Raw genomic sequence first — 25,106 nt, 5'->3', positions numbered from 1 at the left:
AGCAGGCAACCCTGTGTTGCCTGATTCATATCGACCGGCAAGTTGTGATAAACTCGGACGGTTTCTTGCGAGTTATGCTGAGGTATACCTGAACACGCCGGCTCAATTATCATTGCCACTTTATCTGCCAGACGATGAAACCTTTGCCAGTTTCTGGCCGGGTACCAATTCGTCTTTACTGGCTGCGCTCAGGGGAGCGCTTGAGCAGCAACATGGTGGTTATATCTATTTTTGGTCCCGCGAAGGTGGGGGCAGAAGTCATCTGTTGCACGCTGCGTGTACGGAAATATCCTCCCGTGATGAAGCCGTAGGGTATGTGCCTCTGGATAAACGGACCTGGTTTGTGCCCGAAGTGCTGGAAGGCATGGAACAGCTGGCACTGGTGTGCATTGATAATATCGAGTGCATTGCCGGTGATGAAGCCTGGGAGATGGCTATTTTCGACCTGTATAACCGCATACTGGAAACCGGAAAAACCCGGTTGTTGATTACCGGCGATCGCCCACCACGACAGCTGAATCTGAAACTCGCCGATCTCGCCTCAAGGCTAGACTGGGGCCAGATCTACCGCCTGCAGCCCTTATCCGATGAGGAGAAATTGCAGGCACTGCAACTACGTTCAGGGTTGCGGGGGTTTCAATTACCTGAAGATGTTGGACGTTTTCTGTTAAAGCGTCTGGACAGAGAAATGCGAACTTTGTTTGAAACGCTGGACAGGCTGGATCATGCTTCGATCACTGCCCAGCGTAAACTGACCATTCCGTTTGTAAAAGAAACCCTCGGACTTTAGCTCTAAAGGATAGTCAGAACATTCTCCGGCGGCCGACCTAGCTTTGCCTGATCGCCATTGATTACAATCGGTCGTTCAATAAGTTTTGGATGTTCTGCCATTGCCGACAGCAGGGCTTCATCAGTTAGTGAGGGTGACGTCAATCCGAGTTGTTTATAAATCTCTTCCCCTTTACGTATTAACTGACGTGGTTCAGAAAATCCCAGTTTTTTTAGCAGATTCTTTAACGTGGCAACATCTGGTGGATTATCAAGATAAAGGATAATTTCCGGCTGAAGACCTTGTTGTTGAAGTAGTTGTAGTGTTTCTCGGCTCTTTGAGCAGCGGGGATTATGATAAATTTGCAGAGTCATAAGTTACGATCCTTTCTGATACTGTCGGAAGCGTTGTTGCAGCTGCCGGAGTTGGTCAATGCGCGCATCATAACGTGCCTGTTTTAGGCTGCCAACCGGCGACTGTGCGCTGGCGCTGCTCAGTGCCCGTATCGCCTGATCCAACTGACCATTGAGGGCCAGCCCCTGCGCCTGATCAAACAGCACTTCATCACTGAGTCCCTGAGCCGCGTTGGCCTGGCTGAGTAAATCCCAGCCATTGGGATCATCCGGATAGGACCAGGTATAGCGGTTAAGCAGCTTACTGGCGTTGGCAGCCTGACCAGCCTGTAAATAAGCGTTAGCCAGATTTAACTGAATGACCGGATTATTCTGCGGACTACTGGCTGAGGTAAGCATACTGACCGCTGCAGCTGGTTGTTTCAGGCCAATATCAATATCAGTCATGATATCGAGAAACCATGGATTTGCGGGCTGGCTCTGTAACAGTGGCTGAATAATATTTTTAGCATCCTGGAATTTTTTCGCTTCCAGGAACTGTACAGCTTTGCCATATTTTGCTGCCAGTTGTTGACGAACATTCCCCCGGGCGTACTGGGCCAGCACATCGTCCAGCAGGCCGCTGCTGTTGGTTAACTGAGAGGTTCCATACATCCCCATGATGCGGACTTTGGCAAAAAAGAAATCCTGTGAGGAGTGAACTACCACCCTCGGCATTTGGTTTGCCCGGTCACGGGCATCAGCCAGTCGGCTGTCCGGCAGCGGGTGGGTTAACAGTATCTCCGGAGGTTTAGAGGCGTAACGGGTCTGGTCGGCGAGCTTCTCTAAGAAAGCCGGCATGGCTTGCGGATCAAAACCTGAACGTTGTAATACCTGAATTCCTATGCGGTCTGCTTCCTTTTCATTTTCCTGTGTGAAACTGATCATGCCCTGCTGAGTTCCGGCCAAAGTACCGCTTAATGCTGCCATTCCGGCTTCAGGATTAGCTATTGCCAGCAATATCGAACCTAATGCCCCGACCCAGGTGAGCGGTGCACTACGTTTTTGTGCTTCCATTGCTCTGGCTAAATGCCGTTGAGTAACGTGCGAGATTTCGTGCGCCATTACCGAAGCCAGTTGGCTTTCATTATCGGTGTAACGGAATATCGCCGAATGCAGGACAACATTGCCGCCAAAAAAAGCAAAGGCATTTAACTCATCATTTTGTATCAGATAAAAATGAAAGGGGGTTTTGACTGACCAGGCATGGGCGACCAGCCGCTGGCCAATGTTATTTATATATCCGGTCAGTAGAGGATCATTGATCAGAGGCGCGCTGCCACGCAGTTCGCGAACGTAAAAATCCCCAATCTGCAACTCCTGATTGATAGAAAGGGTTGCTCCGGCCGTCGTCCCGATATCCGGCAGAGTATCGGTGACATCGGCGAAAGAGGCGGGAACTGAACCACAGACGGATGTTAAAAACATCAGGGCTGTCAGCGTTTTGTTGAAGGAGTATCTCATCACCTGTCCCTGTTTGTCGGCCATGAAATTTTTGACTCTGAGACTGGCCGTAGGTTCGCGGAAAGTTAACCGATGTGTACCATTATCGGGCAGATTCTTTTGTGCGTCTTGCAGCGATTTGCTATGCAGTATAGCAGAGTGTTTACGAGGTACAGAGAGAGAGAAAGATGCCGCCGGAGGATGCTCCGACGGCAGAGAATAATGAAAATCAGGCTTGCAGGTAACTGAGGACAACATCGTGGTGGTTTGAGGTTTTAAAATCATCAAACACTTTTTCGATTTTACCGTCAGTTCCGACCAGAAAAGTTGTGCGGTGAATACCGTCATAGGTTTTACCCATGAAGTTCTTTTCTCCCCAGATGCCAAACTGCTCGCAGACCTGGTGGTCTTCATCAGATAACAGTGTAAAGTTCAGCAGCTCCTTTTCGGCAAAACGGGAGAGCTTCTCTGGTTTATCAGTACTGATACCCAATACCTGTACTCCGGCTTTGTTCAGGGCTGACATATTGTCCCGTAAACCACAGGCCTGCACAGTACATCCCGGGGTCATTGCTTTAGGATAAAAATAAATGAGTACCCGTTCTCCCTGGAAGTCGCTCAGGTTAACTTGTTCTCCATCCTGATCTGGCAAGCTAAACAATGGGGCACTATCGCCGGCTTTCAGTGGATTCATCACAACTCTCCGATTCTTATCTTTTGGCTGAATCAGCCCGTTAACATTAATTTTATCAGACTGCATTACCTTCGGTAATAAACTGCCGCAGAGCAAGTGCGGAAAATGCTTAATACTTCAGATAAACACGCTGACGCAGTCAGAAGAGTTCAATGGTAACCGGCGGTCACTCATTGTGCAGGGAATGTCTCTGATGCGTCACTGTCCAGCATGCTGTACAGCCGTATACTGCCTTGTGCTTTCAGTTCTGTACAGAGCTGATGAAATGCCTGTTCAAATAAGTTGCGTTGTCTTGGCAGAGCGCTGTGTGCAGTCATCTGGATATACAGGGTCGGTGGCGTTTTTTCCTGTGCGGGTTTTATCCGTGAGACCAGTTCCGCAATATTCATCTGGTTCTGATCGAGCAGGTCGGTAAAGCGTTCGATAATACCCGGAGTATCGGGCACCTCGACTTCAATCCAGGTAGTCTCCGGCCGGGGGGGTGGGTATCCACCCGGGTACGCTTCATAATAATTAATAGTTCGAGTTCTGCTCCTTTCAGCGGCAGGGTCGACTCAATTAAGCCAATTGCATTCCAACTGCCGGAAAGCAGCATGATAAAGGTAAACTCATCTCCGAGCAGGGCGAGGCGGCTGTCGTCAATATTGCACCCGCAACGGCTGACATGGCGGGTAATGGTATTCACGATCCCCGGTCGGTCAGCACCGAGTGCGGTAATAACCAGATGGTGTTGCTGTGATTGCGGCAAAGTCGTCTTTCCTGTTTTTTACTAATAACCTTAAGGTAAACATAAAAAAACTGCTGACAAGCACAGGAAGCGACTGGCTTGCTTGCTTTTCACATGAACTAAACCTTACCATGAAGTAATTGTCAGTTGAGGGGATCACTAATGTTTACCGGAAGTATTGTTGCGCTGGTTACACCAATGGATGATAACGGTGACCTTTGCCGTGACAGCCTAAAAAAACTAATTAATTATCATATTGATAGTGGAACTTCTGCCATTGTTTCTGTCGGGACCACCGGCGAATCGGCAACGCTTAGCCATGCTGAGCATGTTGAGGTGGTGAAAGCGACCGTCGAGCTGGCAGAAGGGCGTATTCCTGTCATTGCCGGTACCGGTACCAATGCAACAGCGGAAGGCATTGAATTGACCCGCCACTTTGAAGATAGCGGGGTGGTTGGCTGTCTGACGGTCGTTCCTTACTACAATCGTCCTACTCAGGAAGGGATGTTTCAGCACTTCAAAGCCATTGCAGAAAGCAGCGCATTGCCGCAAATTCTGTATAATGTTCCGTCGCGTACTGGTTGTGATATGTTGCCTGAAACGGTAGCCCGTTTAGCCGAAATAAAAAATATTATCGGAATAAAAGAAGCGACAGGGAACTTATCCCGCGTTAGCCAGATCCAAGAGCTGGTTGATGACAAGTTTATTTTACTGAGCGGCGATGACGCCAGTGCGTTAGACTTTATGCAACTGGGTGGTTCGGGCGTTATTTCAGTGACGGCGAACATTGCTGCACGTGAAATGGCCGATTTATGTCAGCTGGCCGAACAAGGTCATTATGCTGAAGCCCGGCATCTGAATCAGCGTCTGATGGTATTACATCATACGTTATTTTGTGAACCCAATCCGATCCCCGTTAAGTGGGCAGCGAAACAGCTGGGGTTGATCGCAAACGACACATTACGCCTGCCGATGACCCCGTTGACTGCGAATGCAGTGCCAGTGGTGGAGAAAGCTTTACGTGATGCAGGTTTGCGATAATTTAGGGAGTTTGAATGGCTTACTCAGTTAAGAGTTCTGCAGTCGCAAAAGTAGCCGGCTTGTCAGTGGTATTATTACTGGCTGCCTGTTCTAACGATCAGCATTACAAGCGGCAAATCAACGGGAATGAAGACTATCTGAAAGCTTCCGGTTTACATGATCTGAATGTCCCCTCCGGTATGATTTTACCGTTGGAAAATGCACAGTATCAGGTCCCACCGGCCCCGGCTCAGGGGGCGACTGGCAAAATGCTGGATATTCGGCCACCTGCACAGCCACTGGCCTTGCTGACCGGAACCCGTACTCAGTTTAGTGGAAACAGTGCATCGCTGATCCTCGAGAATCAGCAAGCCGATTTGTGGACACAGGTGATTAATGTCCTGGAAGCGGATAAATATAAGATTGCCGATCGCAATGATGCAGCACAGCAACTGACAACTGACTGGATCGACTGGAACCGCCCGGATGAAGATCATCAGTACCGGGGGCGTTATCAGGTCTCGATTCAGAAACAAAGCTATCAGACCGTGTTAACTGTGCGCTCACTGGAACTGCAACAGAAAGGGGTTGCAGTGACTTCTACCGGTGAAGTTCAGCGTTATACCGCACAATTGCTTAATGCGATTACCATCGGGCTAAATGCCCAGGAAACTGCCCGTGAAAATGCCGGAAACAATAAAGTCGGTACTATCGATGTGCAGAGCGGAGCTGATGATACCGGATTACCAGATCTGATTATTCGTGCACCTTATACTGCCACATGGCAACGTCTGCCTGCCGCATTGCTGCGTATCGGAATGACGGTGTCGGATAAAGACCGTTCAGACGGTAGTCTGAAGGTGTCTTATAAGCAACCTGGCAGTGCAGCATGGGATGCGTTAGGAGCGAAAGACCCGGAACTGGCGAAGGGGGATTACAAATTACAGTTGGGTGATTTGGGTAACCGGAGCAGTCTGCAGTTTATCGATCCGAAAGGTCATGTGTTGACCCAGTCGCAGAATGATGCGCTGGTGCCTGTTCTTCAGGCGGCGTTTAACAAATAAATGGAAAAGGCCGGAGATTCTCCGGCCTTTTTGTTTTTAATTTGGCATAATAGTCGCTGGCAGGTAAACGATTGCGCAGAGAGATGGTTTAGCTAAAATCAGTAACCGTGCGTAAGTTCTTTCATGTTTGGAGTTAACAAGATGCAAAAGCAAGCTGAGTTGTATCGCGGCAAGGCTAAAACAGTATTCAGTACCGATAATCCTGATTTGCTGATACTTGAATTCCGCAATGATACATCAGCAGGAGACGGTGCCAGAATCGAGCAGTTTGACCGTAAGGGAATGGTTAATAATAAATTTAACTATTTTATTATGCAAAAATTGCAGCAGGCCGGCATTCCGACTCAGATGGAAGCATTGCTTTCAGATACCGAAGCGTTGGTAAAAAAACTGGATATGGTTCCGGTAGAGTGTGTGGTACGTAACCGCGCGGCGGGATCTCTGGTGAAAAGATTGGGTGTGGAAGAGGGGATTGCTCTGAACCCGCCACTGTTCGATCTGTTCCTGAAAGACGATGCGCATCATGACCCGATGATTAATGAATCTTACTGCGAAACCTTTGGCTGGGTCAGCCAGCAGCATCTGGCACGGATGCGCGAGTTGACTCTTAAAGCGAATGAAGTCTTAAGCCAGATGTTTGACGATGCAGGACTGATTCTGGTGGACTTTAAGCTGGAATTTGGACTATTCAACGGTGAGGTTGTACTGGGTGATGAATTCTCCCCGGACGGTGCCCGCCTTTGGGATAAAACCACCATGGCAAAAATGGATAAAGACCGTTTCCGCCAAAGCCTGGGCGGTGTGGTTGAGGCCTATGAAGAAGTTGCTCACCGTTTAGGTGTCCCACTGGATTAAGATAGATTTCGGTCCTTCTTAAGAGCGCCGGTCAGGCAGAGTTTCTTCCTGACCGGCGTTGCTGTTTCTGTTACCTGGTTTTGTTGTTCTCACTGAGTTTCAGATAGCGATGCTGGTCATCTGCCAGATACGCAACTAAAATCATCAGAATGTAAAAAAAAATAACAGAGGTAACAGATGCGTTGGCAAGGGCGTCGTGAAAGCGACAATGTGGAAGATCGTCGCGATCAGTCTTCAGGTAGTGGTGGTATGGGCGGTGGCGGTATCCGGATTCCACGAGGTAAAGGCGGGATAGTCATCCTGATAGTCGTGGTTGTCGCGGGTTATTATGGCTATGACCTGACTCCGTTACTGGGGGGAGGGGGCAGCAGTGTCACCACTACGCAGTCTCAAAGTCAGGGGCATGTGCAAAGCTCCTCTGATGCACAGGCGGCGAAGTTCACTTCGGTGATTCTGGCTTCCACGGAAGATACCTGGAGTGAAATTTTTCAGAAAATGGGCAAGCAGTATGTGAACCCAAAACTGGTCATGTATCGTGGGCAGACCACCACCGGATGTGGCACCGGTCAGTCCGTGATGGGCCCCTTTTATTGCCCGGCCGACCAGACAGTGTATATCGATCTGTCGTTTTATGATGAACTGAAAAATAAACTGGGTGCTGGTGGTGATTTTGCTGATGGTTATGTCATCGCCCATGAAGTTGGACACCATGTACAGAAACTGCTGGGGATTGAAGAAAAAGTCAGAGAGCAACAGCAACGCAGTACTCAGACGGAAGCAAACCATCTTTCAGTGAAGCTCGAACTTCAGGCAGATTGTTTTGCCGGTGTCTGGGGACACTACATGCAACAGCAAAATGTGCTGGAAACCGGTGATCTGCAGGAGGCTCTTAATGCCGCAGAAGCCATCGGTGACGATAAACTGCAACAACAAAGTCAGGGGCGTATAGTGCCGGATAGTTTTACCCATGGTACTTCTCAGCAACGTTACAGTTGGTTTAAGCGTGGTTTTGACAGTGGCAATCCTGCGCAATGTAACACTTTCTCCGCCGGATGACCGACTGGCAATCTGGCAGTGAACAGATGCGCCGGGCCGGAGTCCGACGCATTTGTGTTATCTGTGGCAGTGATGACTGGGTGATAAGCGCGGCCACGGATATCCGGCAATCCGTGGCCGGAAACTGGCTGACTGTCAGTCCGGCCCCCCAGGCGCCGGAACCTCATGTGTTACCTTCAGCGGTCAGAGGTCTGCTTGGACGCGAGTTTATGCATGCCATTTTCGATGCCCGACGAGGGTTTCATGCAGAAGCCCTGGCCTGCCTTGCCGGAACACTGCTGCCAGGCAGTTGGCTGTTGTTGTTATTGCCGCCCCGCGAACAATGGACACGACGACTCTGTCAGGACAGCCTGCGCTGGGCAGACACGCCTGAGGCTATTGCGACACCTTATTTTATGCAGCATCTGCAGACGGTACTGGCCAGCGATAGTCATATCAGCTACTGGTACCAGTATCAGTCACCGGATATACCGCCACTGACAGTGCCAGCCCGTTGGCAGTCTGCTGCCGGTGTGCAACAGCGCGCGGTGCTGGAACAACTTCAGTCATTACCTCCTGGAGTGGCAGTCGTGACGGCGCCACGTGGCAGGGGAAAATCAGCTCTGGCGGGTATGCTGGCAAAAAGTCGTCCCGGGGCGTTGATTACCGCACCGGCGAAAACCTCGGTTGATGTTCTGCGACAATTTGCGGGTGAAGCATTCCGTTTTGTCGCTCCTGATGCATTACTGGCCGACCCTCCTCGTGACGGAGACTGGTTGATTGTGGATGAGGCCGCAGCTATTCCTGCACCTCTGTTAGGGCAAATGATTAGCCACTTCCGGCATGTTTTATTAGCCACGACGGTCCAGGGTTATGAAGGCACGGGCCGTGGGTTCCTGCTAAAATTCTGCGCCTCGTTACCTGCGGTAAAATTTTTTAGCTTGTCCGATCCATTACGCTGGGCCGCAGGGGATCCATTGGAACGTTTTATCAATCATCTGTTTTTGTTTGATGAAGTCGTTGCGCCCCTGTCTGAGAAGATCCCGGAGATATGCCGGTTGCCACAGGATTGTTGGCAATCGGCCCCGCAAAAAGCCCGTGCGGTCTACCAGTTGTTAAGCAGTGCCCACTACCGGACTACGCCACTGGATCTGCGCCGGATGATGGATGCCCCTGGTATGCATTTCTGGCTGGCACAAACAGCTACCGAAATTCACGGTGCCTTGTGGTTGCTGGAAGAGGGTGGACTTAGCCGTGTGTTGAGTGAAGCCATATGGGCAGGTTTTCGTCGTCCGAAAGGAAATCTGGTGGCTCAGTCGCTGGCGGCTCATAGTGGTTTTCCTGAAGCTGCGATGATGCGTTCATTGCGTATCAGTCGGGTGGCAGTGCATCCTCAGGTCAGGCGACAGGGTATCGGCAGAGATCTGGTCAGTGCAGCTATCAATGGAGCAGGCCCTGACTGTGAATATTTGTCGGTCAGTTTTGGACTGACCGGAGAGCTTTGGCAATTCTGGCGCAGTTGTGGGTTTCGTCTGGTCAGAGTCGGCAGCCAGCGGGAAGCCAGCAGTGGATGTTATACTGCAATGGCAGTATTGCCATTAAGTGACAGAGCATCACGTTTTACCGCGGAAGCTGAGCAATGGCTGCGGAGGAACCTGGCCTTTGCCGCACCTTACTGGCTGGAGAAATTACCGTCAGAGATAATTCGGCCTGCGCAGCAGGATATTCAGGGGTTGAGTGATGCAGACTGGCAGGAACTGGCCGGATTTGCCTGGGGAAGCCGGCCTTTTGAAACTTCATATCCGGTGCTGATGCGTTTGTGTGCTGTTACTCCATGCCCTCCATCCTTGTTGGCAGCGTGTAATGAGGATAAAGCACTGAATCAAAGTATCGTGGCATCCGGTGGTCGAAAAGCCTGGTTACGGCAGTTAAGGCAACAGATTTCTCAGCAATTGGTCACTCTGGATCCTCAACAGTCAGTACAGTGGCAGCAGAAACTGGACCAGTTACGGAAAATTTGACCCTTATGGTCAAAATCTTCCGCGTGTGGCTCGCTGGCTGGCAGGCTATAGTAATCAGCAGGAGGATATTATGGATCTTGAACAGGTAGTTGTGCAGTCACCCGCAGGCCCGGGGACTCAGTTGTTTTTATTATTTCATCGCAGTGGGGATAATCCGACATCTATGGCCCGAATTGGCCAGTGGTTTGCACAGGCGTTCCCACAATCGCATGTGATCTCCATTGGTGGTCCTCATCAACTTATGGCGGGGGGCAGTGAATGGTTTAGCGAGCAGGACTGCTCGGTCACATTACGGCAAAATAATATCGATAAAGTGATGCCGCAATTCACCGGACTGGTCAAAGAGTGGCAAGTTCAGACCGGAGTGACCGCTGCGGCGACAGCGTTAGTCGGATTCTCTCAGGGAGGAATTATGATTCTCGAGGCACTGAAAGTAATCCCTGAACTGGCCGGCAGGGCAGTGATATTATCCGGAAGTTATAATACGCCACCGGTGACCGCATCGCTGGCGACGACTGTCCATCTGATTCATGGTGATGAAGACGAAGTTATTCCGTATAAAAGAGCCGAACAGGCGGCAGAGTGGCTCATTGGCGCGGGGGGCGATGTGACACTGGATTGCGTGGAAGATTTACCCCATGCCATTGATGAGAAAAGTCTGCAACTGGCGATTAATCATCTGAAGTACACCGTACCTAAGCGTTATTTTGATGAGGCGTTGAGCGGCAGTACTCCGGGACAAGATGATGTTATTCCGATGATCTGAAACCTGTGTTCTTACACAATATGCCGCTGACCCGAAGTTCCGGGACCAGCGGCATTACCCGTAGCGGATTATTTCTTAGCGGGCCAGTCATCATCATCATCCCACTTATCGTTAAAATCACGATGCGGGGGCAGTTCGGGTTTGTTATCCAGATATTTTTTGGGATCGACACGTTTTAAATCTTTATAAACGTTAACCAAAATACCGATCATAAACAGGATAACAATGACCCACCAATAGTGTTTCAACCATTCCATGACTGTAGCTCCTTCAGTGATCAGGCAACAAGTTGATCCATGATCCGTTGATACATCCTGCTCAGTAGTTGCAGATCGGATGCTTTTACACATTCATTAATTTTGTGGATCGTGGCATTTACCGGCCCCAGTTCCACCACTTGTGCTCCCATCCGGGCAATAAACCGGCCATCAGAGGTACCTCCGGTGGTCAGAAGCTGAGGCTTAATTTCATTATAGTGCTGAACGGCTTTTACTACCGCATTGACCAGTTTTCCCTGAGATGTCAGGAAGGGCTGGCCGGATAAATTCCATTCCAGACTGTATCTGAGTTGATGACGGTTCAGCAGAGCCTCAACCTGTTCACGGATCATGGCATCGGTCAGTTCGGTGCTAAACCGGAAATTGAACTGGACAAACAGATCGCCCGGGATAACGTTATTGCTGCCGGTGCCGGCCTGGATATTGGCAATCTGCATACTGGTGGGCGGGAAAAATTCATTACCATTGTCCCAGACGGTTGCGACCAGTTCATTCAGAGCAGGCATGGCGCGGTGAACCGGATTGTCGGCAAGATGCGGATAAGCAACATGTCCCTGTACCCCATGAACGGTCAGATTCGCAGTAATGGACCCACGACGGCCGTTTTTGACCACATCTCCCACCACTTCAGTACTGGAAGGTTCGCCCACCAGACAGTAATCCAGTCGTTCCTGACGTGCCATCAGTGTGTCGACCATTCTTACCGTCCCGTTGATTCCGCTAGCTTCTTCATCGGAAGTAATCATAAATGCCAGCCGGCCACGATGATAAGGGTGCATAGTGACAAAACGTTCAGCCGCAACCACCATGGCTGCCAGTGAGCCTTTCATATCCGCTGCACCCCGACCAAACAGCATGCCGTCACGAATCGTCGGCTCAAAGGGTGGATTAATCCAGTGCCTTGCTTCACCTGGTGGCACCACATCAGTATGGCCGGCAAATGCCAGTGTTTCACCTTCCCCACGGGTGGCCCAGAAATTACGGGTATCACCAAAATTCATCAGTTCAATTTTAAAACCAATGGCCTGTAATCGGTCGATTAACAGTGTCTGACAACCCGCGTCTTCCGGGCTGACCGAAGGGCAACGTATCAGTTGTTGTGTAAGCTCTATCACCGGGCAAAACATCAGAGATTCTCCTGAATAAACGTCTGGTAGGCGGCCGGATCAAAACCGGTCAGCATGGCATTGTTGGCTGCACACAGCAGCGGACGTTTAATCACCGCAGGGTTTTCCAGCATAACCTGTAAAGCGCTTTGATTATCAGTGACGGCTGCCCGCGTCTCCTCCGGCAGTTTACGCCATGTGGTGCCGCGGGTATTCAGCAGGGTTTGATAACCCAGAGTGTCGATAAAAGTGTGTAATAGCGTGCTGTCCAGTCCGTCGACCCGGTAATCGTGAAAATAGTATTCCACGCCCTGATCTTCCAGGAAGCGTCGGGCTTTACGAATAGTATCGCAGTTTTTAATGCCGTACATCGTCAGGCGGGAGGGGGTATCACTGTTCATCATTCAATACGACTACCTGTCAAAGAGAGTGTCACCAGCGTGGTCAGGCCCGCTGATAGGTGGCGGTGCTTTTGTTGTATGCCAGTGATAATGCCGTAAACACCTGCTTTGATCCACTCTGGTGAAGGTTTTCACCACCCGGATCCGCCTGTCAAAGCCCTGGCAGGGTCGGAGAAACATGTTATCTGAGTTACAAAACGGGCAGAATCCTTTATTACAGGCAAAATTTTTACTGAAAAAATGGCTAATCCAAGGCAAAATCCGCTGTCGTTTGAATGTTGTCGCGACCTGTGATTTCCGGAAACGCTGCTTGCTACTGCTGCGATGAGGGACAGGTACGTCACATCTCATAACAATAACTTATGACGTTTTATTTTGATATCCATCATAAGAAAGTCTTCGCTTTGATTTACAGGGCTTTACGGCAACTGTCTTAAGCGGGTAGGATTCAGCGCCCGGTTTTTCTTATGGCAAAATCGTGTGGCTGTGCAAGGTTGAAGAGATAACCTCCGCATAAGTACGCAAACGATTACTATGTATTGCGGGTGGTCAGGACAAACAGGAAAAATATGAAACATACAAAAAAAACAGCTGAAGAGCTACGTGCGGCACGACGCAAATGGCTTAATTCACATGACAGTGGCTACCGTAAAGAGATGGGTAACCGTCAGGTTCAGATGATTGCCATAGGTGGTGCCATTGGAACCGGATTATTTCTGGGAGCAGGTTCCCGCCTACAAGATGCAGGCCCGGCACTTGCGTTAGTCTATCTGGTGTGCGGTATTTTCTCATTCTTTATTCTGCGTGCCCTCGGTGAACTGGTTATGCACCGGCCCTCCAGTGGGAGTTTTGTCTCCTATGCACGTGAATTCATGGGTGAGAAAGCTTCATTCGTTGCAGGGTGGATGTACTTTGTTAACTGGGCGATGACCGGTATCGTCGATATCACGGCAGTTGCATTGTATATGCATTACTGGGGAGCTTTTGGTGATATCCCGCAGTGGGTCATTGCTCTGGCAGCCCTGGCGCTGGTGGGTACGATGAACATGATCGGTGTGAAATGGTTCGCCGAAATGGAGTTCTGGTTCGCCCTGGTGAAAGTGCTGGCTATTGTCATTTTCCTGATTGTTGGTGTCGTGTTTTTGGGGAGCGGTAAACCTCTGGACGGTGTACAGCCCGGATTCCATCTGATCAGTGATAATGGAGGTATTTTTCCTCACGGCCTGTTAGCGGCACTGGTGTTGATTCAGGGAGTTGTGTTTGCTTTCGTTTCCATCGAATTCGTAGGTACAGCGGCGGGTGAGTGTAAAAATCCGAAGATTATGGTGCCGAAAGCCATAAACAGCGTTATCTGGCGTATCGGTCTGTTTTATGTCGGATCAGTCTTACTGCTGGTATTACTGTTGCCGTGGAATGCTTATCAGGCGGGTCAGAGCCCATTTGTAACCTTCTTCTCGAAACTGGGCGTGCCTTACATCGGTAGTATCATGAATATTGTGGTACTGACCGCGGCATTGTCCAGCCTGAACTCAGGTCTGTATACCACCGGTCGTATTTTACGTTCGATGTCGATGGGCGGTTCCGCGCCAAAATTTATGTCTAAGATGAGCCGTCAGCAGGTACCTTTCGCTGGTATCCTTGTGACTATCGGCGTGTATGTGATTGGGGTAGTACTTAACTACTATGTGCCGGGTCAGGTCTTCGAAATCGTTCTGAATTTTGCGTCCCTGGGGATCGTATCTTCGTGGGCATTCATCGTACTTTGCCAGCTGAAACTGCGCCAGGCTATCAAAGAAGGTAAAGCCGATGATATCAGCTTTAAATTACCGGGTGCACCTTTTACCTCCTGGCTGACATTACTGTTCCTGTTTAGCGTTATTGTGCTTATGGCGTTTGATTATCCTACCGGGACCTACACAGTGGCGTGTATTCCGTTAATTATCATTTTGCTGATTATTGGCTGGTACTGTGTTCGTAAACGGGTGCAAATGATTACTGCTCAGCAACATGACGATATTCATCATGATGCGTAATAACTGCAGCTAGTGTTTTTCAGGATACCCTGCACTGTCAGGGTATTTTTTTATCCGCAGCATTTTGCGGCCAGGACATGGTGTGACGATCTATTCGCTCACCGTGCGGGAAGAGTCCGAAGATTCCGATTGAGCCGCGTTAAATCATTCCGGATGATACCTGTTTTAGCAGGTATTCTGGCCGTTGTCAGTGCCTTGCAGGTTTCTCCCGGTACATTTGTATGCAACGACCCAAAGCAATACTGTTATTGCTGTTAATATCTGTGACTGGTCGCCTGTCGGCACAACCGGTGCAAAAGGTATTTTCCGACTGGGAGTTAAGCTGTAATAATTTTGCCTCCTGCGAGGCAAGGAGTATTGATCACGGAAGTGGCCTGGTGGTCAGTTTTTACCGGCGGGCAGGTGAGTCGACTATCGACTGGTTGCGTATTGATTATCATCCTCCGAACGCGTCAGCCAAAGCGAGTCAGTCAACACTGGTACAAAGACTGATGATTGATGATCACCCGTGGCCGCAGCCCGACCTGCAGAGTGATCCCCGTTCAGTCGTCACCGATGATCCCCGAATGGCACAAAGTTTACTCGACCTTCTGAGCCATTCGATTAAACTCAGTGTCGGGGACGATGTTCATGCGACCCTGTCTTTAACAACTCTGCCAGAGTTTCTAAGAAAAGTATCGGAAATCCGGGCTAACCTGAGTAATTCGACTCAGGGGCAGGAAGACTCATCACAAACTCTGGTGGTTGAATCAGGATTGACACCGCCGACACCACTGTCCCGTGATGAAATAAACTATTTCGTCAATTACGGTATTTCACAAATCAGTTTGCAGACCTGTTCGCTGGAACCCGTGTTCCGGCAGATTAAAGTGGCGCCTGTGAGTGATACGCGGGCGTTGCTGTTGATTAGTTGTGAAAGCGCCGCCTATAACACTTTTTATCAGGCATGGCTGATTAACCGTAATTCCCCGCCAGAGGCGCGACAACTGACTTTCCGTTTGCCTTTTTCTCAGGAGGTCCAGACGGGGGATAATTTTGAATTAACTAACGCCGGGTATGACCCGACTACCAGGGTATTGACTACGGTGTTATGGGGGCGTTACCTGGCAGATTGCGGGACACTGAGTCGTTGGCAATTTGATGGTCAACAGTTTGTGCTTAAACAGTTTGCCAGCGAGAGCGTCTGCGACCGCTGGCATTCCGCAGACCGCTGGCCAGTCATCTGGTCAGCGGTGCCTGAGCAGGCTCCTGACTCTGCGGGAAACCATTTTTAACGGTGATTTCGTACCAGTTCGGCAATAAGTTCGTTTACGCCGTTGCTCATTGGTGAAAAATGACTTAATGATGAACGGGCAACCACAATAAATACACCAACATTATTCTGCGGAGACATGGCGATATAGGTCATAAAGCCCCCTCCGCCACCGGTTTTCTCAATAAGAGCAGGGGAGTCGTCCGTCGCAGCCATGTGTAGCCAGCCCATTCCAATAGCATCCGCATGGCCAGCCACATCCATACCATTCACCCGTAATAGCGATGAACGCGGATAAATCATTCTTTGCAGTTCACCTGCCAGCGGGCTACGTGGATGACCGACCGAGTTCAGGAATTGCTGCATCCAGCGTCCCATGTCATCAGGTGTGGAATAAACACCACCACTACCGATAGCTGCCAGGGTGTTATTACAAGGACTGGCGCTTTGTTCCGGCACCATCAGCCGTTGGCATTGATCCGGAGATGGCGTAAAGGTGGTATCTTTCATCCCCAAAGGTCGGGTAACCAGTTGTAGCAGCAGCTGTGGATAGGGTTTGGCTGCTGCCCTCGACAGAGCATCTGCCAGCAAATCAAATCCCAGGTTAGAATAGGAGACTTCAGTTCCCGGCGCATATTTTAGCCTTGCATGCGCCAGCCAGGCCCAGCGCTGACTGCGGACTGGCCAGATAAATACCGGGCGATGTGCTTTACCTCCCGGCATTTCGCGTGGCAACCCGGCGCTGTGGGTCGCAAGGTTAATTAACCGGATACTGTTACCGTGCCAGGCAGGAACCACTGCACCCCGCGGAGCATAGCGGCTCAACGGATCATTGAGTCTGACAGTCCCGGATTTAGATAATTTCACCAACACTTCAGTGGTCATCAGCTTACTCAGTGAGGCAATCCTGACCACTGAATCCTTCTGTGGCCGGATATTATTCCCGGGACGGGTTTCCCCCAGACCAGTAAACACCCGCTGGTTGCCATCAATCACTACCATTGCCATGCCGCTGGCGCCACTGCCATAGAAAATATGGTTGGCATAACGGTCGACAATCTGTGATGTCAGTTCAGGAGAAGGAGTGACCCCGGCAACGCCAGACATTGAATACAGTGAAACAACCAGAGCTAACAGCAAAGAAGAGCGCTTTTTCAATCGAGAGTGTCCCTGGGAAAATGAAAAGGAATATTTTAAAGAGTTTCCGGCCAACGAAAAGGGGACAATGACGCTTTTTATGTTTCCTGATATGAGAATCGTTACGCTTTTGAACTTATCCCCCGGCGGTATGCCGGGGGATAAGGTGTTACAGAATCGCTTTCGCTTTCGCCACCACGTTATCTACGGTGAAGCCGAACTCTTTAAACAGCAGGTCCGCCGGAGCAGATTCACCGAAGGTGGTCATACCCACAATCGCACCGTTCAGACCGGTGTATTTGTACCAGTAGTCGGCAATTCCTGCTTCCACTGCCACTCGGGCGCTGACGGCCGCAGGCAGTACAGATTCACGGTACGCTGCATCCTGTTTGTCGAAGGTATCGGTGGATGGCATAGAAACCACCCGCACTTTACGCCCTTCAGCAGTCAGTTTGTCTGCCGCCTCCACCGCCAGAGAAACCTCTGAACCGGTCGCAATCAGGATCAGTTCCGGCTGGCCTTCACTGTCTTTCAGGATATAACCGCCACGGGCCACGTTCGCCAGCTGCTCTGCGCTGCGCGGCTGCTGGGTCAGGTTCTGGCGGGAGAAAATCAGGGCGCTCGGTCCTTCCTGACGTTCAATGGCATATTTCCAGGCCACGGCAGATTCCACCTGGTCACACGGACGCCAGGTGCTCATATTAGGCGTGGTGCGCAGGCTGGCCAGTTGCTCTACCGGCTGATGAGTCGGGGCCGTCTTCACCCAGACCGTATGGAGTCATTGGGTATACGACCAGTACCTGACGGATTTTCATCAGGGCGGCCATGCGCGCCGCGTTACGGGCATATTCCACGAACATCAGGAAGGTGGCGGTGTATGGCAGGAAACCACCGTGCAGAGCCAGACCGTTAGCAATCGCGGTCATACCGAATTCACGGACACCGTAATGGATGTAGTTACCGGCCGGGTCTTCGTTAATCGGTTTGGAGCCGGACCACATGGTCAGGTTGCTTGGCGCCAGGTCAGCAGAGCCGCCCAGGTATTCCGGCAGCAGTTTGCCGAAAGATTCAATCGCATTCTGTGAGGCTTTACGGCTGGCGATATTCGCCGGATTCGCCTGCAGTTGCTCAATATATTTCTGAGATTCTGCCTGCCAGTTGGCCGGCAGCTGGCTGGTGGTACGACGCTCATACTCTTTGGCCAGCTCAGGGAAGGCTTCGCGGTAAGCGGCAAATTTCTGGTTCCACGCCTGCTCTTTTTCCTGACCGGCCGCTTTGGCATCCCAGGCCGCGTAAATATCGGCAGGGATTTCAAACGGAGGATAGTTCCAGCCCAGCTGTTTACGGGTCAGTGCAATTTCTTCGTTACCCAGCGCGGCTCCGTGTGCATCGTGAGTTCCGGCTTTGTTCGGTGAACCGAAACCAATCACGGTTTTACACATCAGCAGTGACGGCTTGTCTGTGACGCTACGGGCTTCTTCAATCGCTTTACGCACCGCTTCGCTGTCGTGACCGTCGATACCACGGATCACATGCCAGCCGTAAGCTTCAAAACGCAGTCCGGTGTCATCGGTAAACCAGCCTTCGGTGTGACCATCGATAGAGATACCGTTGTCATCATAGAACGCCATCAGCTTACCGAGTTTCAGGGTGCCGGCCAGTGAGCAGACCTCGTGAGAGATCCCTTCCATCATACAGCCGTCGCCCATAAACACGTAGGTGTGGTGATCGACGATGTCATGGCCCGGACGGTTAAACTGTGCCGCCAGGGTGCGTTCAGCAATCGCGAAACCGACGGCATTGGCAATCCCCTGTCCCAGAGGGCCGGTGGTGGTTTCAACGCCCGGCGTGTAGCCGTATTCCGGGTGGCCCGGAGTGCGTGAGTGCAGCTGACGGAAGTTCGCCAGTTCCTGAATCGGCAGATCATAACCGGTGAGGTGCAGCAGGCTGTAAATCAGCATTGAGCCGTGGCCGTTGGACAGCACGAAGCGGTCACGGTCACTCCATGACGGGTTCTGCGGGTTATGGTTCAGGTAATCGCGCCATAACACTTCGGCGATGTCCGCCATACCCATAGGGGCACCCGGGTGACCGGAATTGGCTTTCTGAACGGCATCCATACTGAGAGCGCGAATCGCATTGGCGAGTTCTTTATGTGAGGGCATATTTCTTTCCACCTGATTAAAGGATAATTATATGAAATTAAGCAATTAGAGCCGGGCTGCCAGCATATCCTCCAGCTTTTGCTGGTCTGTGGCGAACTGTCGAATACCTTCCGCCAGTTTATCTACTGCCATGGCATCCTGGTTGTGTTGCCAGCGAAATTCATCTTCGGACAATGGTGCTGGTTGATGAAATGCTTCCACCGACGCCTGAAGTTTTTGTTCCACCGGGGAGTCGCTGTTTTTTAGCGCATGGAGTAATTCCGGAGAAATCGTTAAGCGATCACAGCCAGCAAGCGCCAGAACCTGCCCGGTATTACGGAAGCTGGCCCCCATAATTATGGTTGTATAACGATGCTTCTTATAATAGTCGTAAATATTACGCACCGATTTTACTCCGGGATCCTCATCCGCCTGATAAGAGGTTTCAGGATTGCGGCTGTGATACCAGTCATAGATACGGCCGACAAATGGCGAAATCAGATATACTCCCGCTTCAGCGCAAGCCCGGGCCTGGGCAAAGGAAAAGAGCAGGGTAAGATTGCAGTTTATGCCCAGTTGCTCAAGTTCCTCAGCAGCCTTAATGCCTTCCCAGGTGGAGGCTAACTTAATCAGAATTCTCGACCGGTCAATATTTTGTTCTTCATACATTCTGACCAGTTTTTCTGCTTTGGCCACACACATCCCCCGGTTAAATGATAATCGCGCATCGACCTCTGTCGAAATTCTTCCCGGAATGCTTTTTAGAATTTCAACTCCCAGATTGACAGCCACCCGGTCGCTGGCATTTATGATTCGGGTCTCTTTATTGCCCCCCTGCAGATTAGCGTAGCGGATAGCATCATCAATTAATGGCTGACAGGCAGGTAATGCAGCGGCTTTTAGGACCAGAGAAGGGTTGGTAGTTGCATCTTGTGGCTGGTAATCGCGAATTGACTGTATATCTCCACTGTCAGCGACTACGGTTGTGAATTTTTTTAACGCATCGAGCTGGTTCATGAAACGGATTCTCATCCTTTATGAGCAAATTATTCCATCGTACACGGAATAACTGATAACAGGAATTTAACACTCTGCCGGATTTTGTGCGCGAAGAAAATATGTTTTCTCCGATAATAGTGAAAGGTAAGCGGATGAAAAGTGCGGAAATAGCTGCGGGAACGCTGTAAATGCTTGTTCTCCCGCAGCAGAAGCCGTGATCAAACCCAGTCTTTAACGGGCAGAAAATGCTGATATAACTCAGCTTCAGGACTACCGGGTTGTGGCTGATAGTTATATTCCCAGCGAACCTGAGGAGGCATGGACATCAGAATGGATTCCGTTCTGCCGCCGGTTTGTAAACCGAACAGGGTGCCACGGTCCCACACCAGATTAAATTCAACGTATCTGCCACGGCGATATAGCTGGAATTCGCGTTCACGTTCTCCCCAGGGCAGAGATTTCCGACGTTCCACTATCGGCAGATAGGCCTGTGTAAAACCTTCGCCCACGGCGCGGGTGAAAGCAAAACAGTGCTCAAAGTCAGGGCTGTTCAGATCATCAAAAAACAGACCGCCAATGCCTCGTTGTTCGTCACGGTGACGCAGGTAAAAATAGTCATCACACCATTTTTTATAACGCGGAAAAACATCGTCCCCAAAAGGCTGACAGAGGTCTTTTGCGGTCTGGTGCCAGTGAACGGCGTCTTCTGTAAAGCCGTAGTAAGGGGTCAGATCAAAACCACCTCCAAACCACCAGATGGGGTCGGCTCCTGGTTTTTCAGCAATAAAAAAACGGACATTTGCATGGCTGGTCGGAACATAGGGATTATGAGGATGAATCACCAGAGAAACGCCCATAGCTTCAAAGCTACGTCCGGCCAGTTCGGGGCGATGTGCGGTGGCCGAGGCTGGCATACCCTGACCATATACATGAGAAAAGTTAACGCCTGCCTGCTCAAAGACCGCCCCATTGCGCAGAACACGAGAACGCCCGCCACCCCCGGCTTCACGTTGCCAACTGTCTTCCGAAAATTCTGTAGTTCCATCGGCGGCAGCCAGCTGTTGACAAATTTTATCCTGCAGTGACAGCAGGAACTCCTTGACCTGATTTTTGTCGGGAACGTTCATATCACATCATATATTGTGGGATTTTGCTGATTATACCTAACTTACCCGCCGGTTGTGGATAGCGGATTCATTATAATAATTCACAATTCCTTCGGTAATCGCCGTAGCAATCTTGTGGCGGAAGGCGGTGGAGCCGAGTAATTTCTCTTCTGCCGGATTGGTAATAAATGAGGTTTCCACCAAAACTGAAGGGATAGAAGGTGATTTCAGTACCGCAAAAGCCGCCTGTTCAGTGTGCTGGCTATGCAGATGATGAACCGGGCGAATTTTATCCAATACATGTTTACCCAGGGTCAGACTGTTTTTGATGGTATTGGTCTGAACTAAGTCAAACAGGATCTGCTGCAGATAGTGGTCTTTTTCCCGTACTTTTAATCCGGCCACATCATCGGCCGCGTTCTCGCGCTCTGAGAGGTAACGGGCCATAGCACTGGTAGCTCCGCGGTTTGACAGAGCGAAGACTGATGCACCATGAGCTTCAGGACTTGTGTAACCGTCCGCATGAATAGACATAAACAGATTCGCCCCGTGTTGACTGGCGATTTCAACCCTTTGGTAAAGCGGGATAAAATGATCGCTGTCACGCGTCAGGCGCGCTTCTATATGCGGATGGTTACTCAGTAACTGACGTATAGTGCCGGCAATTTCCAGCACCACATGTTTTTCCATGGAGCCTTCTTCTCCCACTGCGCCGGAGTCAATTCCCCCATGGCCTGGGTCGATCATGACAATAAACTTACCATTTGTGGCAGTTTTTTTTGTTGCAGGATGACTGCCTGGAGTGGATTTAATTGATGACTCCCGTGCTAATACGGCTCGTGGAGACAACACGGCCAGCGCCAGGCCGGAAAAGATTAACTGGCGGCGATTGACCAGTTGTTTCAGTAGGGACATTTTTTTCATCTGCAGTTCCATCTCCGTCCGGATTAAAATAATAAATCGTCACCCCTTTGTTATATCGTAACATTCAGATTATTGCGACCAGCCAAATATTTCAGCCTTTTACCGAGTATTGCAGTTCTGTTCTTTACAAAAGGTAGTTTTTTCTGCTTTTGTGAGTCTTACAGGGTTGCAGATAAAGTGTAAAACGCCATAATCAGCCAATATCAGTGACTACAGGGGCATCGCGATGGAAATTCGTGGATTTCGCCAGGAAGATTTTGATGAGGTCATTACCTTATGGGAGCGTTGTGATTTATTACGTCCCTGGAATGATCCTGAAATGGATATTGAAAGAAAAATGCAGCATGACCCGGATCTGTTTCTGGTGGCTGTGGCCGGAGGGCAGGTGGTGGCTACTCTGATGGGCGGATATGACGGACACCGTGGTTCAGCCTACTATCTGGGGGTTGATCCCGATTTTCGGGGCCGTGGTTATGCCAATGCTCTGATGAACCGGCTGGAAAAAAAACTCATTGCCAGGGGATGTCCTAAAGTTCATCTGATGGTTCGGGAAGAGAATGACGCGGTGATGGGTTTTTATGAAAAGCTGGATTACGAAATCGTTGATTCCGTTCTTTTCGGGAAGCGGCTGATTGAAGATCGGGAATATTAAGATTAATGCGTGGGATCTTCACACTATACCAGGATAACTAATTAACATTGATTCACTATTCTCCCGAAAATTATGACAGTAAAGGGCAGCTTAAACTGCCTTTTTTGTTCTGGCTGATTCTGATACTACAGGCACGTACCTGGATAGTCTTAGTGATTGCTGGTGCGTCAAGGCAGCAGGGCGAGACATTGCTGAGTTTATTTTATCCGGACAGACAAGGTTTTTATCCTGGTCTGGCACTGGGACTGATCGCTGTGGCAGCATTTTTACTTAGTGGTTACCGCCAGCGGATGATGCGTCTGTGGTCGGCCTGGCGCTGGGTGCTGGTCGCCGGTTCATTGATAACGTTCGGCTGGCAACTGACACAACTCAATTATGTTCTGTTAGAACAGTCGCCGTTGCCGGTCATTTTACTGATCTTTGATCTGTTATCCGCTTACTGGCTGCTCGCGAACCATAGATTACGGGACTGTTTTATCCCCGACTCTTCTGCCGTCGAATAAACTTTTTACGGTTTTATCACTCCAAGCTGACATTGAACAAATGTAAAAGGGACAGAAATGTCGATGAAATTATTGAAAACCACACTGCTTACCGGTGTGCTAATCGTGAGCGGTTGTGCCGGTACTTCGCAAACCAATCATAGTACCGATAGTGTTAAATGGTGGAACCCACTGACGTATTCCTGGTCATCTGCATTGCCCTGGCACTGGTTCGGGTCTTCACTGGAGGTGACTGAACAGGGAGTTGACGGGTTAAACAGCATGACACCGATGACTGAGTCCGGCATTCGTAGCGGATTAGGCAGTCATTATCAGTTGCGGGAGGGTATGCGTACCGAAAAAGGCGAGATTGTCACTTTCTGGCAGGCTTTGAAAGACGGTCAGGTAATGCTGAACATTCAGGGCCAGAGTACGGTCTCGCGTATCGAGGTATCTGACCCCGGAGTCGCTACCTCTGACGGGGTGAAAATTGGCAGCAAGTTCTCCCGGGTTTACAGCAAAGCCTTTGGTCATTGCCAGCCAACGGCTAATGGTGATGTTGTCAGTTGCCGTGCGCCTGGTAGCCAGCATATCCTTCTGGAATATCAGGGAGAATGGCATGGTCCACAGGGGATAATGCCGGCCGACGATACACTGCAAAACTGGACCCTGTCACGGATTATCTGGCAACAATAGTCGCTGATGATTCGCTAATACTCAGATGAAATAATCTTCTGATCTACAATAAGTTTTTGAATCACATTTCCGGTATAATTAATTAAAAATTAACTGTTTTTACTTAATTCCGGAGATGTGAGTAGTGGCAGACTATCAGAGTGGTATATTGCCTGAACATTGTCGTGCAGGACTTTGGCTGGAGGGATTTTTTAGAGCTGATACGGCGCAAGCCGGACCTCAGATACGTTTATTCCTCGACCGCCAGGCAGAATTGCAGCAAAAATATCCTGATGCCCGCCTGGGTAGTGTGATTGCTTTTGGCGATGAGATATGGCGTAAGATGAACTCCTCATCAGCGTCGGCCCCGGAGCTGAAGCCGTTTCGGGCGCTGGGTAAAGGTATGGCTCCGGCAACCCAGAGTGACGTGCTGATTCATATTCAGTCACAACGTCAGGATGTCAATTTTGCGCTAGGTCAGATTGCAATGGAGCTGTTGGGTCCATTACTGGATATTCGCGAGGAAACCCAGGGCTTTCGCTGGGTAGAAGATCGCGACCTGAGTGGTTTCATTGATGGTACCGAAAATCCTCAGGGTGAAAAACGTCATCAGGTAGCGATTATTGCTGACGGTGAAGATGCCGGGGGCAGTTATGTACTGACTCAGCGCTGGATACATAATCTTACCCCCTGGAACAAACTGCCGGTGGAAAAACAGGAAGCGATGATTGGTCGTACAAAACAGACCAATGAAGAGTTGCCGGCTGAATCCCGGCCAGTGACTTCTCATCTGAGTCGCGTCGATCTGAAAGAGGATGGGGCAGGGCTGAAGATTTTACGCCAGAGCCTGCCCTACGGATCGGTTAGCGGGACGCATGGACTCTACTTTATTGCTTACTGTGCACGTCTGCATAATATTGAGCAGCAATTGCTAAGTATGTTTGGTGAAACGGACGGGAAATACGATGCATTACTGCGTTTCTCTAAACCAGTCAGTGGCAGCTACTTCTATGCCCCTTCGCTCAGTCAGTTAACCCGCCTTTGATTTCAATTCGCAGCCATGGTCGCCGGTATCTCTTAATGTTATAAAAGGCTATGGCTGTTAGTTTTTGCCCGAAGCCCTGAAGTTTG

The 25,106-nt window shown here is 50.1% G+C and carries 23 protein-coding genes and 2 pseudogenes; 13 read left to right on the top strand and 12 right to left on the bottom strand.

Annotated features, from left to right (window positions below; genetic code table 11):
* Positions 1-88 precede the first annotated feature (88 nt).
* A complete protein-coding gene (hda, locus tag HA49_RS08610; protein ID WP_038022740.1) occupies positions 89-790 on the top strand; it encodes a DnaA inactivator Hda in 702 nt (233 codons plus the stop codon).
* Positions 791-792: 2 nt separating this feature from the next.
* On the opposite strand, the gene arsC is transcribed toward hda, so the two are convergent.
* From arsC to HA49_RS08590, 4 genes and pseudogenes are all read right to left on the bottom strand, one after another.
* Positions 793-1,143: an arsenate reductase (glutaredoxin) gene (gene arsC / locus HA49_RS08605; RefSeq protein ID WP_038022092.1), complete on the bottom strand. Its 351-nt coding sequence runs from the start codon at positions 1,141-1,143 to the stop codon at positions 793-795.
* A 3-nt stretch (positions 1,144-1,146) separates the two neighbouring features.
* A complete protein-coding gene (gene bepA / locus HA49_RS08600; protein ID WP_038022090.1) occupies positions 1,147-2,625 on the bottom strand; it encodes a beta-barrel assembly-enhancing protease in 1,479 nt (492 codons plus the stop codon).
* A 208-nt stretch (positions 2,626-2,833) separates the two neighbouring features.
* The gene (gene bcp, locus HA49_RS08595) at positions 2,834-3,298 is read right to left on the bottom strand and encodes a thioredoxin-dependent thiol peroxidase (protein ID WP_038022739.1); all 465 of its coding nucleotides are present in this window, start codon (positions 3,296-3,298) and stop codon (positions 2,834-2,836) included.
* A 170-nt stretch (positions 3,299-3,468) separates the two neighbouring features.
* A pseudogene (locus HA49_RS08590) lies at positions 3,469-4,046 on the bottom strand (glycine cleavage system transcriptional repressor).
* A gap of 141 nt (positions 4,047-4,187) precedes the next feature.
* On the opposite strand from HA49_RS08590, the gene dapA reads away from it, so the two are divergent.
* The 6 genes from dapA to ypfH all read left to right on the top strand — a co-directional run bounded on the left by dapA (position 4,188) and on the right by ypfH (position 10,786).
* Positions 4,188-5,066: a 4-hydroxy-tetrahydrodipicolinate synthase gene (dapA, locus tag HA49_RS08585; RefSeq protein WP_038022088.1), complete on the top strand. Its 879-nt coding sequence runs from the start codon at positions 4,188-4,190 to the stop codon at positions 5,064-5,066.
* Positions 5,067-5,080: 14 nt separating this feature from the next.
* Positions 5,081-6,109, top strand: coding sequence for an outer membrane protein assembly factor BamC (bamC, locus tag HA49_RS08580; protein WP_038022086.1), 1,029 nt, complete (start codon positions 5,081-5,083; stop codon positions 6,107-6,109).
* A 141-nt stretch (positions 6,110-6,250) separates the two neighbouring features.
* Positions 6,251-6,964 carry a phosphoribosylaminoimidazolesuccinocarboxamide synthase gene (gene purC / locus HA49_RS08575; protein ID WP_038022084.1) on the top strand — a complete coding sequence of 238 codons (714 nt, stop codon included), beginning with the start codon at positions 6,251-6,253 and terminating at the stop codon, positions 6,962-6,964.
* Between the two features lie 177 nt (positions 6,965-7,141).
* Positions 7,142-8,020: a KPN_02809 family neutral zinc metallopeptidase gene (gene ypfJ / locus HA49_RS08570; RefSeq protein WP_038022082.1), complete on the top strand. Its 879-nt coding sequence runs from the start codon at positions 7,142-7,144 to the stop codon at positions 8,018-8,020.
* Complete coding sequence (locus HA49_RS08565) at positions 8,017-10,020, top strand: tRNA(Met) cytidine acetyltransferase TmcA (protein WP_038022081.1); 2,004 nt, start codon at positions 8,017-8,019, stop codon at positions 10,018-10,020. Before ypfJ ends, HA49_RS08565 begins: the two co-directional genes overlap by 4 nt.
* Positions 10,021-10,090: 70 nt before the next feature.
* The gene (gene ypfH, locus HA49_RS08560) at positions 10,091-10,786 is read left to right on the top strand and encodes an esterase (protein ID WP_038022735.1); all 696 of its coding nucleotides are present in this window, start codon (positions 10,091-10,093) and stop codon (positions 10,784-10,786) included.
* 68 nt (positions 10,787-10,854) lie between these two features.
* Here ypfH and HA49_RS08555 read toward each other — a convergent pair whose 3' ends face one another.
* The 3 genes from HA49_RS08555 to HA49_RS08545 are packed head-to-tail and all read right to left on the bottom strand — an operon-like array spanning position 10,855 to position 12,574.
* On the bottom strand, positions 10,855-11,043 hold the full coding sequence (locus tag HA49_RS08555) for a YpfN family protein (protein WP_038022079.1): 189 nt from the start codon (positions 11,041-11,043) through the stop codon (positions 10,855-10,857).
* Between the two features lie 20 nt (positions 11,044-11,063).
* On the bottom strand, positions 11,064-12,191 hold the full coding sequence (dapE, locus tag HA49_RS08550; RefSeq protein ID WP_038022078.1) for a succinyl-diaminopimelate desuccinylase: 1,128 nt from the start codon (positions 12,189-12,191) through the stop codon (positions 11,064-11,066).
* Entirely contained in the window at positions 12,191-12,574 is a 384-nt protein-coding gene (locus HA49_RS08545; RefSeq protein ID WP_245610172.1) for an ArsC family reductase, read from the bottom strand. Before HA49_RS08545 ends, dapE begins: the two co-directional genes overlap by 1 nt.
* A gap of 566 nt (positions 12,575-13,140) precedes the next feature.
* On the opposite strand from HA49_RS08545, the gene ansP reads away from it, so the two are divergent.
* Both ansP and HA49_RS08535 read left to right on the top strand, forming a co-directional pair.
* Complete coding sequence (gene ansP, locus HA49_RS08540; protein ID WP_038022077.1) at positions 13,141-14,604, top strand: L-asparagine permease; 1,464 nt, start codon at positions 13,141-13,143, stop codon at positions 14,602-14,604.
* 221 nt (positions 14,605-14,825) lie between these two features.
* Entirely contained in the window at positions 14,826-15,878 is a 1,053-nt protein-coding gene (locus tag HA49_RS08535) for a DUF1176 domain-containing protein (RefSeq protein ID WP_038022075.1), read from the top strand.
* Here the strand turns inward: HA49_RS08535 and ampH are convergent.
* The 5 genes and pseudogenes from ampH to amiA form a co-directional block, all read right to left on the bottom strand.
* Positions 15,875-17,014 (bottom strand): D-alanyl-D-alanine-carboxypeptidase/endopeptidase AmpH, encoded by a 1,140-nt coding sequence (gene ampH, locus HA49_RS08530; RefSeq protein WP_038022074.1) that lies wholly within the window; start codon positions 17,012-17,014, stop codon positions 15,875-15,877. The two genes, HA49_RS08535 and ampH, sit on opposite strands and share 4 nt — an antisense overlap.
* Before the next feature lie 148 nt (positions 17,015-17,162).
* Positions 17,163-19,158, bottom strand: a pseudogene (gene tkt, locus HA49_RS08525) (transketolase).
* Between the two features lie 45 nt (positions 19,159-19,203).
* On the bottom strand, positions 19,204-20,154 hold the full coding sequence (gene tal, locus HA49_RS08520) for a transaldolase (RefSeq protein WP_038022073.1): 951 nt from the start codon (positions 20,152-20,154) through the stop codon (positions 19,204-19,206).
* Between the two features lie 200 nt (positions 20,155-20,354).
* Entirely contained in the window at positions 20,355-21,263 is a 909-nt protein-coding gene (gene hemF, locus HA49_RS08515; RefSeq protein WP_038022071.1) for an oxygen-dependent coproporphyrinogen oxidase, read from the bottom strand.
* A 36-nt stretch (positions 21,264-21,299) separates the two neighbouring features.
* Positions 21,300-22,157, bottom strand: coding sequence for an N-acetylmuramoyl-L-alanine amidase AmiA (gene amiA, locus HA49_RS08510; RefSeq protein WP_211259064.1), 858 nt, complete (start codon positions 22,155-22,157; stop codon positions 21,300-21,302).
* A gap of 235 nt (positions 22,158-22,392) precedes the next feature.
* Here amiA and HA49_RS08505 point away from each other — a divergent pair, with 235 nt between their 5' ends.
* The 4 genes from HA49_RS08505 to HA49_RS08490 all read left to right on the top strand — a co-directional run bounded on the left by HA49_RS08505 (position 22,393) and on the right by HA49_RS08490 (position 25,020).
* The gene (locus tag HA49_RS08505; protein WP_038022070.1) at positions 22,393-22,818 is read left to right on the top strand and encodes a GNAT family acetyltransferase; all 426 of its coding nucleotides are present in this window, start codon (positions 22,393-22,395) and stop codon (positions 22,816-22,818) included.
* Between the two features lie 47 nt (positions 22,819-22,865).
* Positions 22,866-23,321, top strand: a complete 456-nt coding sequence (locus tag HA49_RS08500) for a DUF2919 domain-containing protein (RefSeq protein ID WP_038022069.1) — start codon at positions 22,866-22,868, stop codon at positions 23,319-23,321.
* Between the two features lie 63 nt (positions 23,322-23,384).
* Positions 23,385-23,996: an RpoE-regulated lipoprotein gene (locus HA49_RS08495; protein WP_046791779.1), complete on the top strand. Its 612-nt coding sequence runs from the start codon at positions 23,385-23,387 to the stop codon at positions 23,994-23,996.
* A 124-nt stretch (positions 23,997-24,120) separates the two neighbouring features.
* Complete coding sequence (locus HA49_RS08490; protein ID WP_038022067.1) at positions 24,121-25,020, top strand: Dyp-type peroxidase; 900 nt, start codon at positions 24,121-24,123, stop codon at positions 25,018-25,020.
* Positions 25,021-25,106: the final 86 nt, after the last annotated feature.

This window comes from Tatumella morbirosei (genome assembly GCF_000757425.2).
Classification (GTDB): Bacteria; Pseudomonadota; Gammaproteobacteria; order Enterobacterales; family Enterobacteriaceae; genus Tatumella; species Tatumella morbirosei.
Note: the sequence above shows the minus strand (reverse complement) of the source record. Positions and strands in the feature narration are given on the sequence as shown.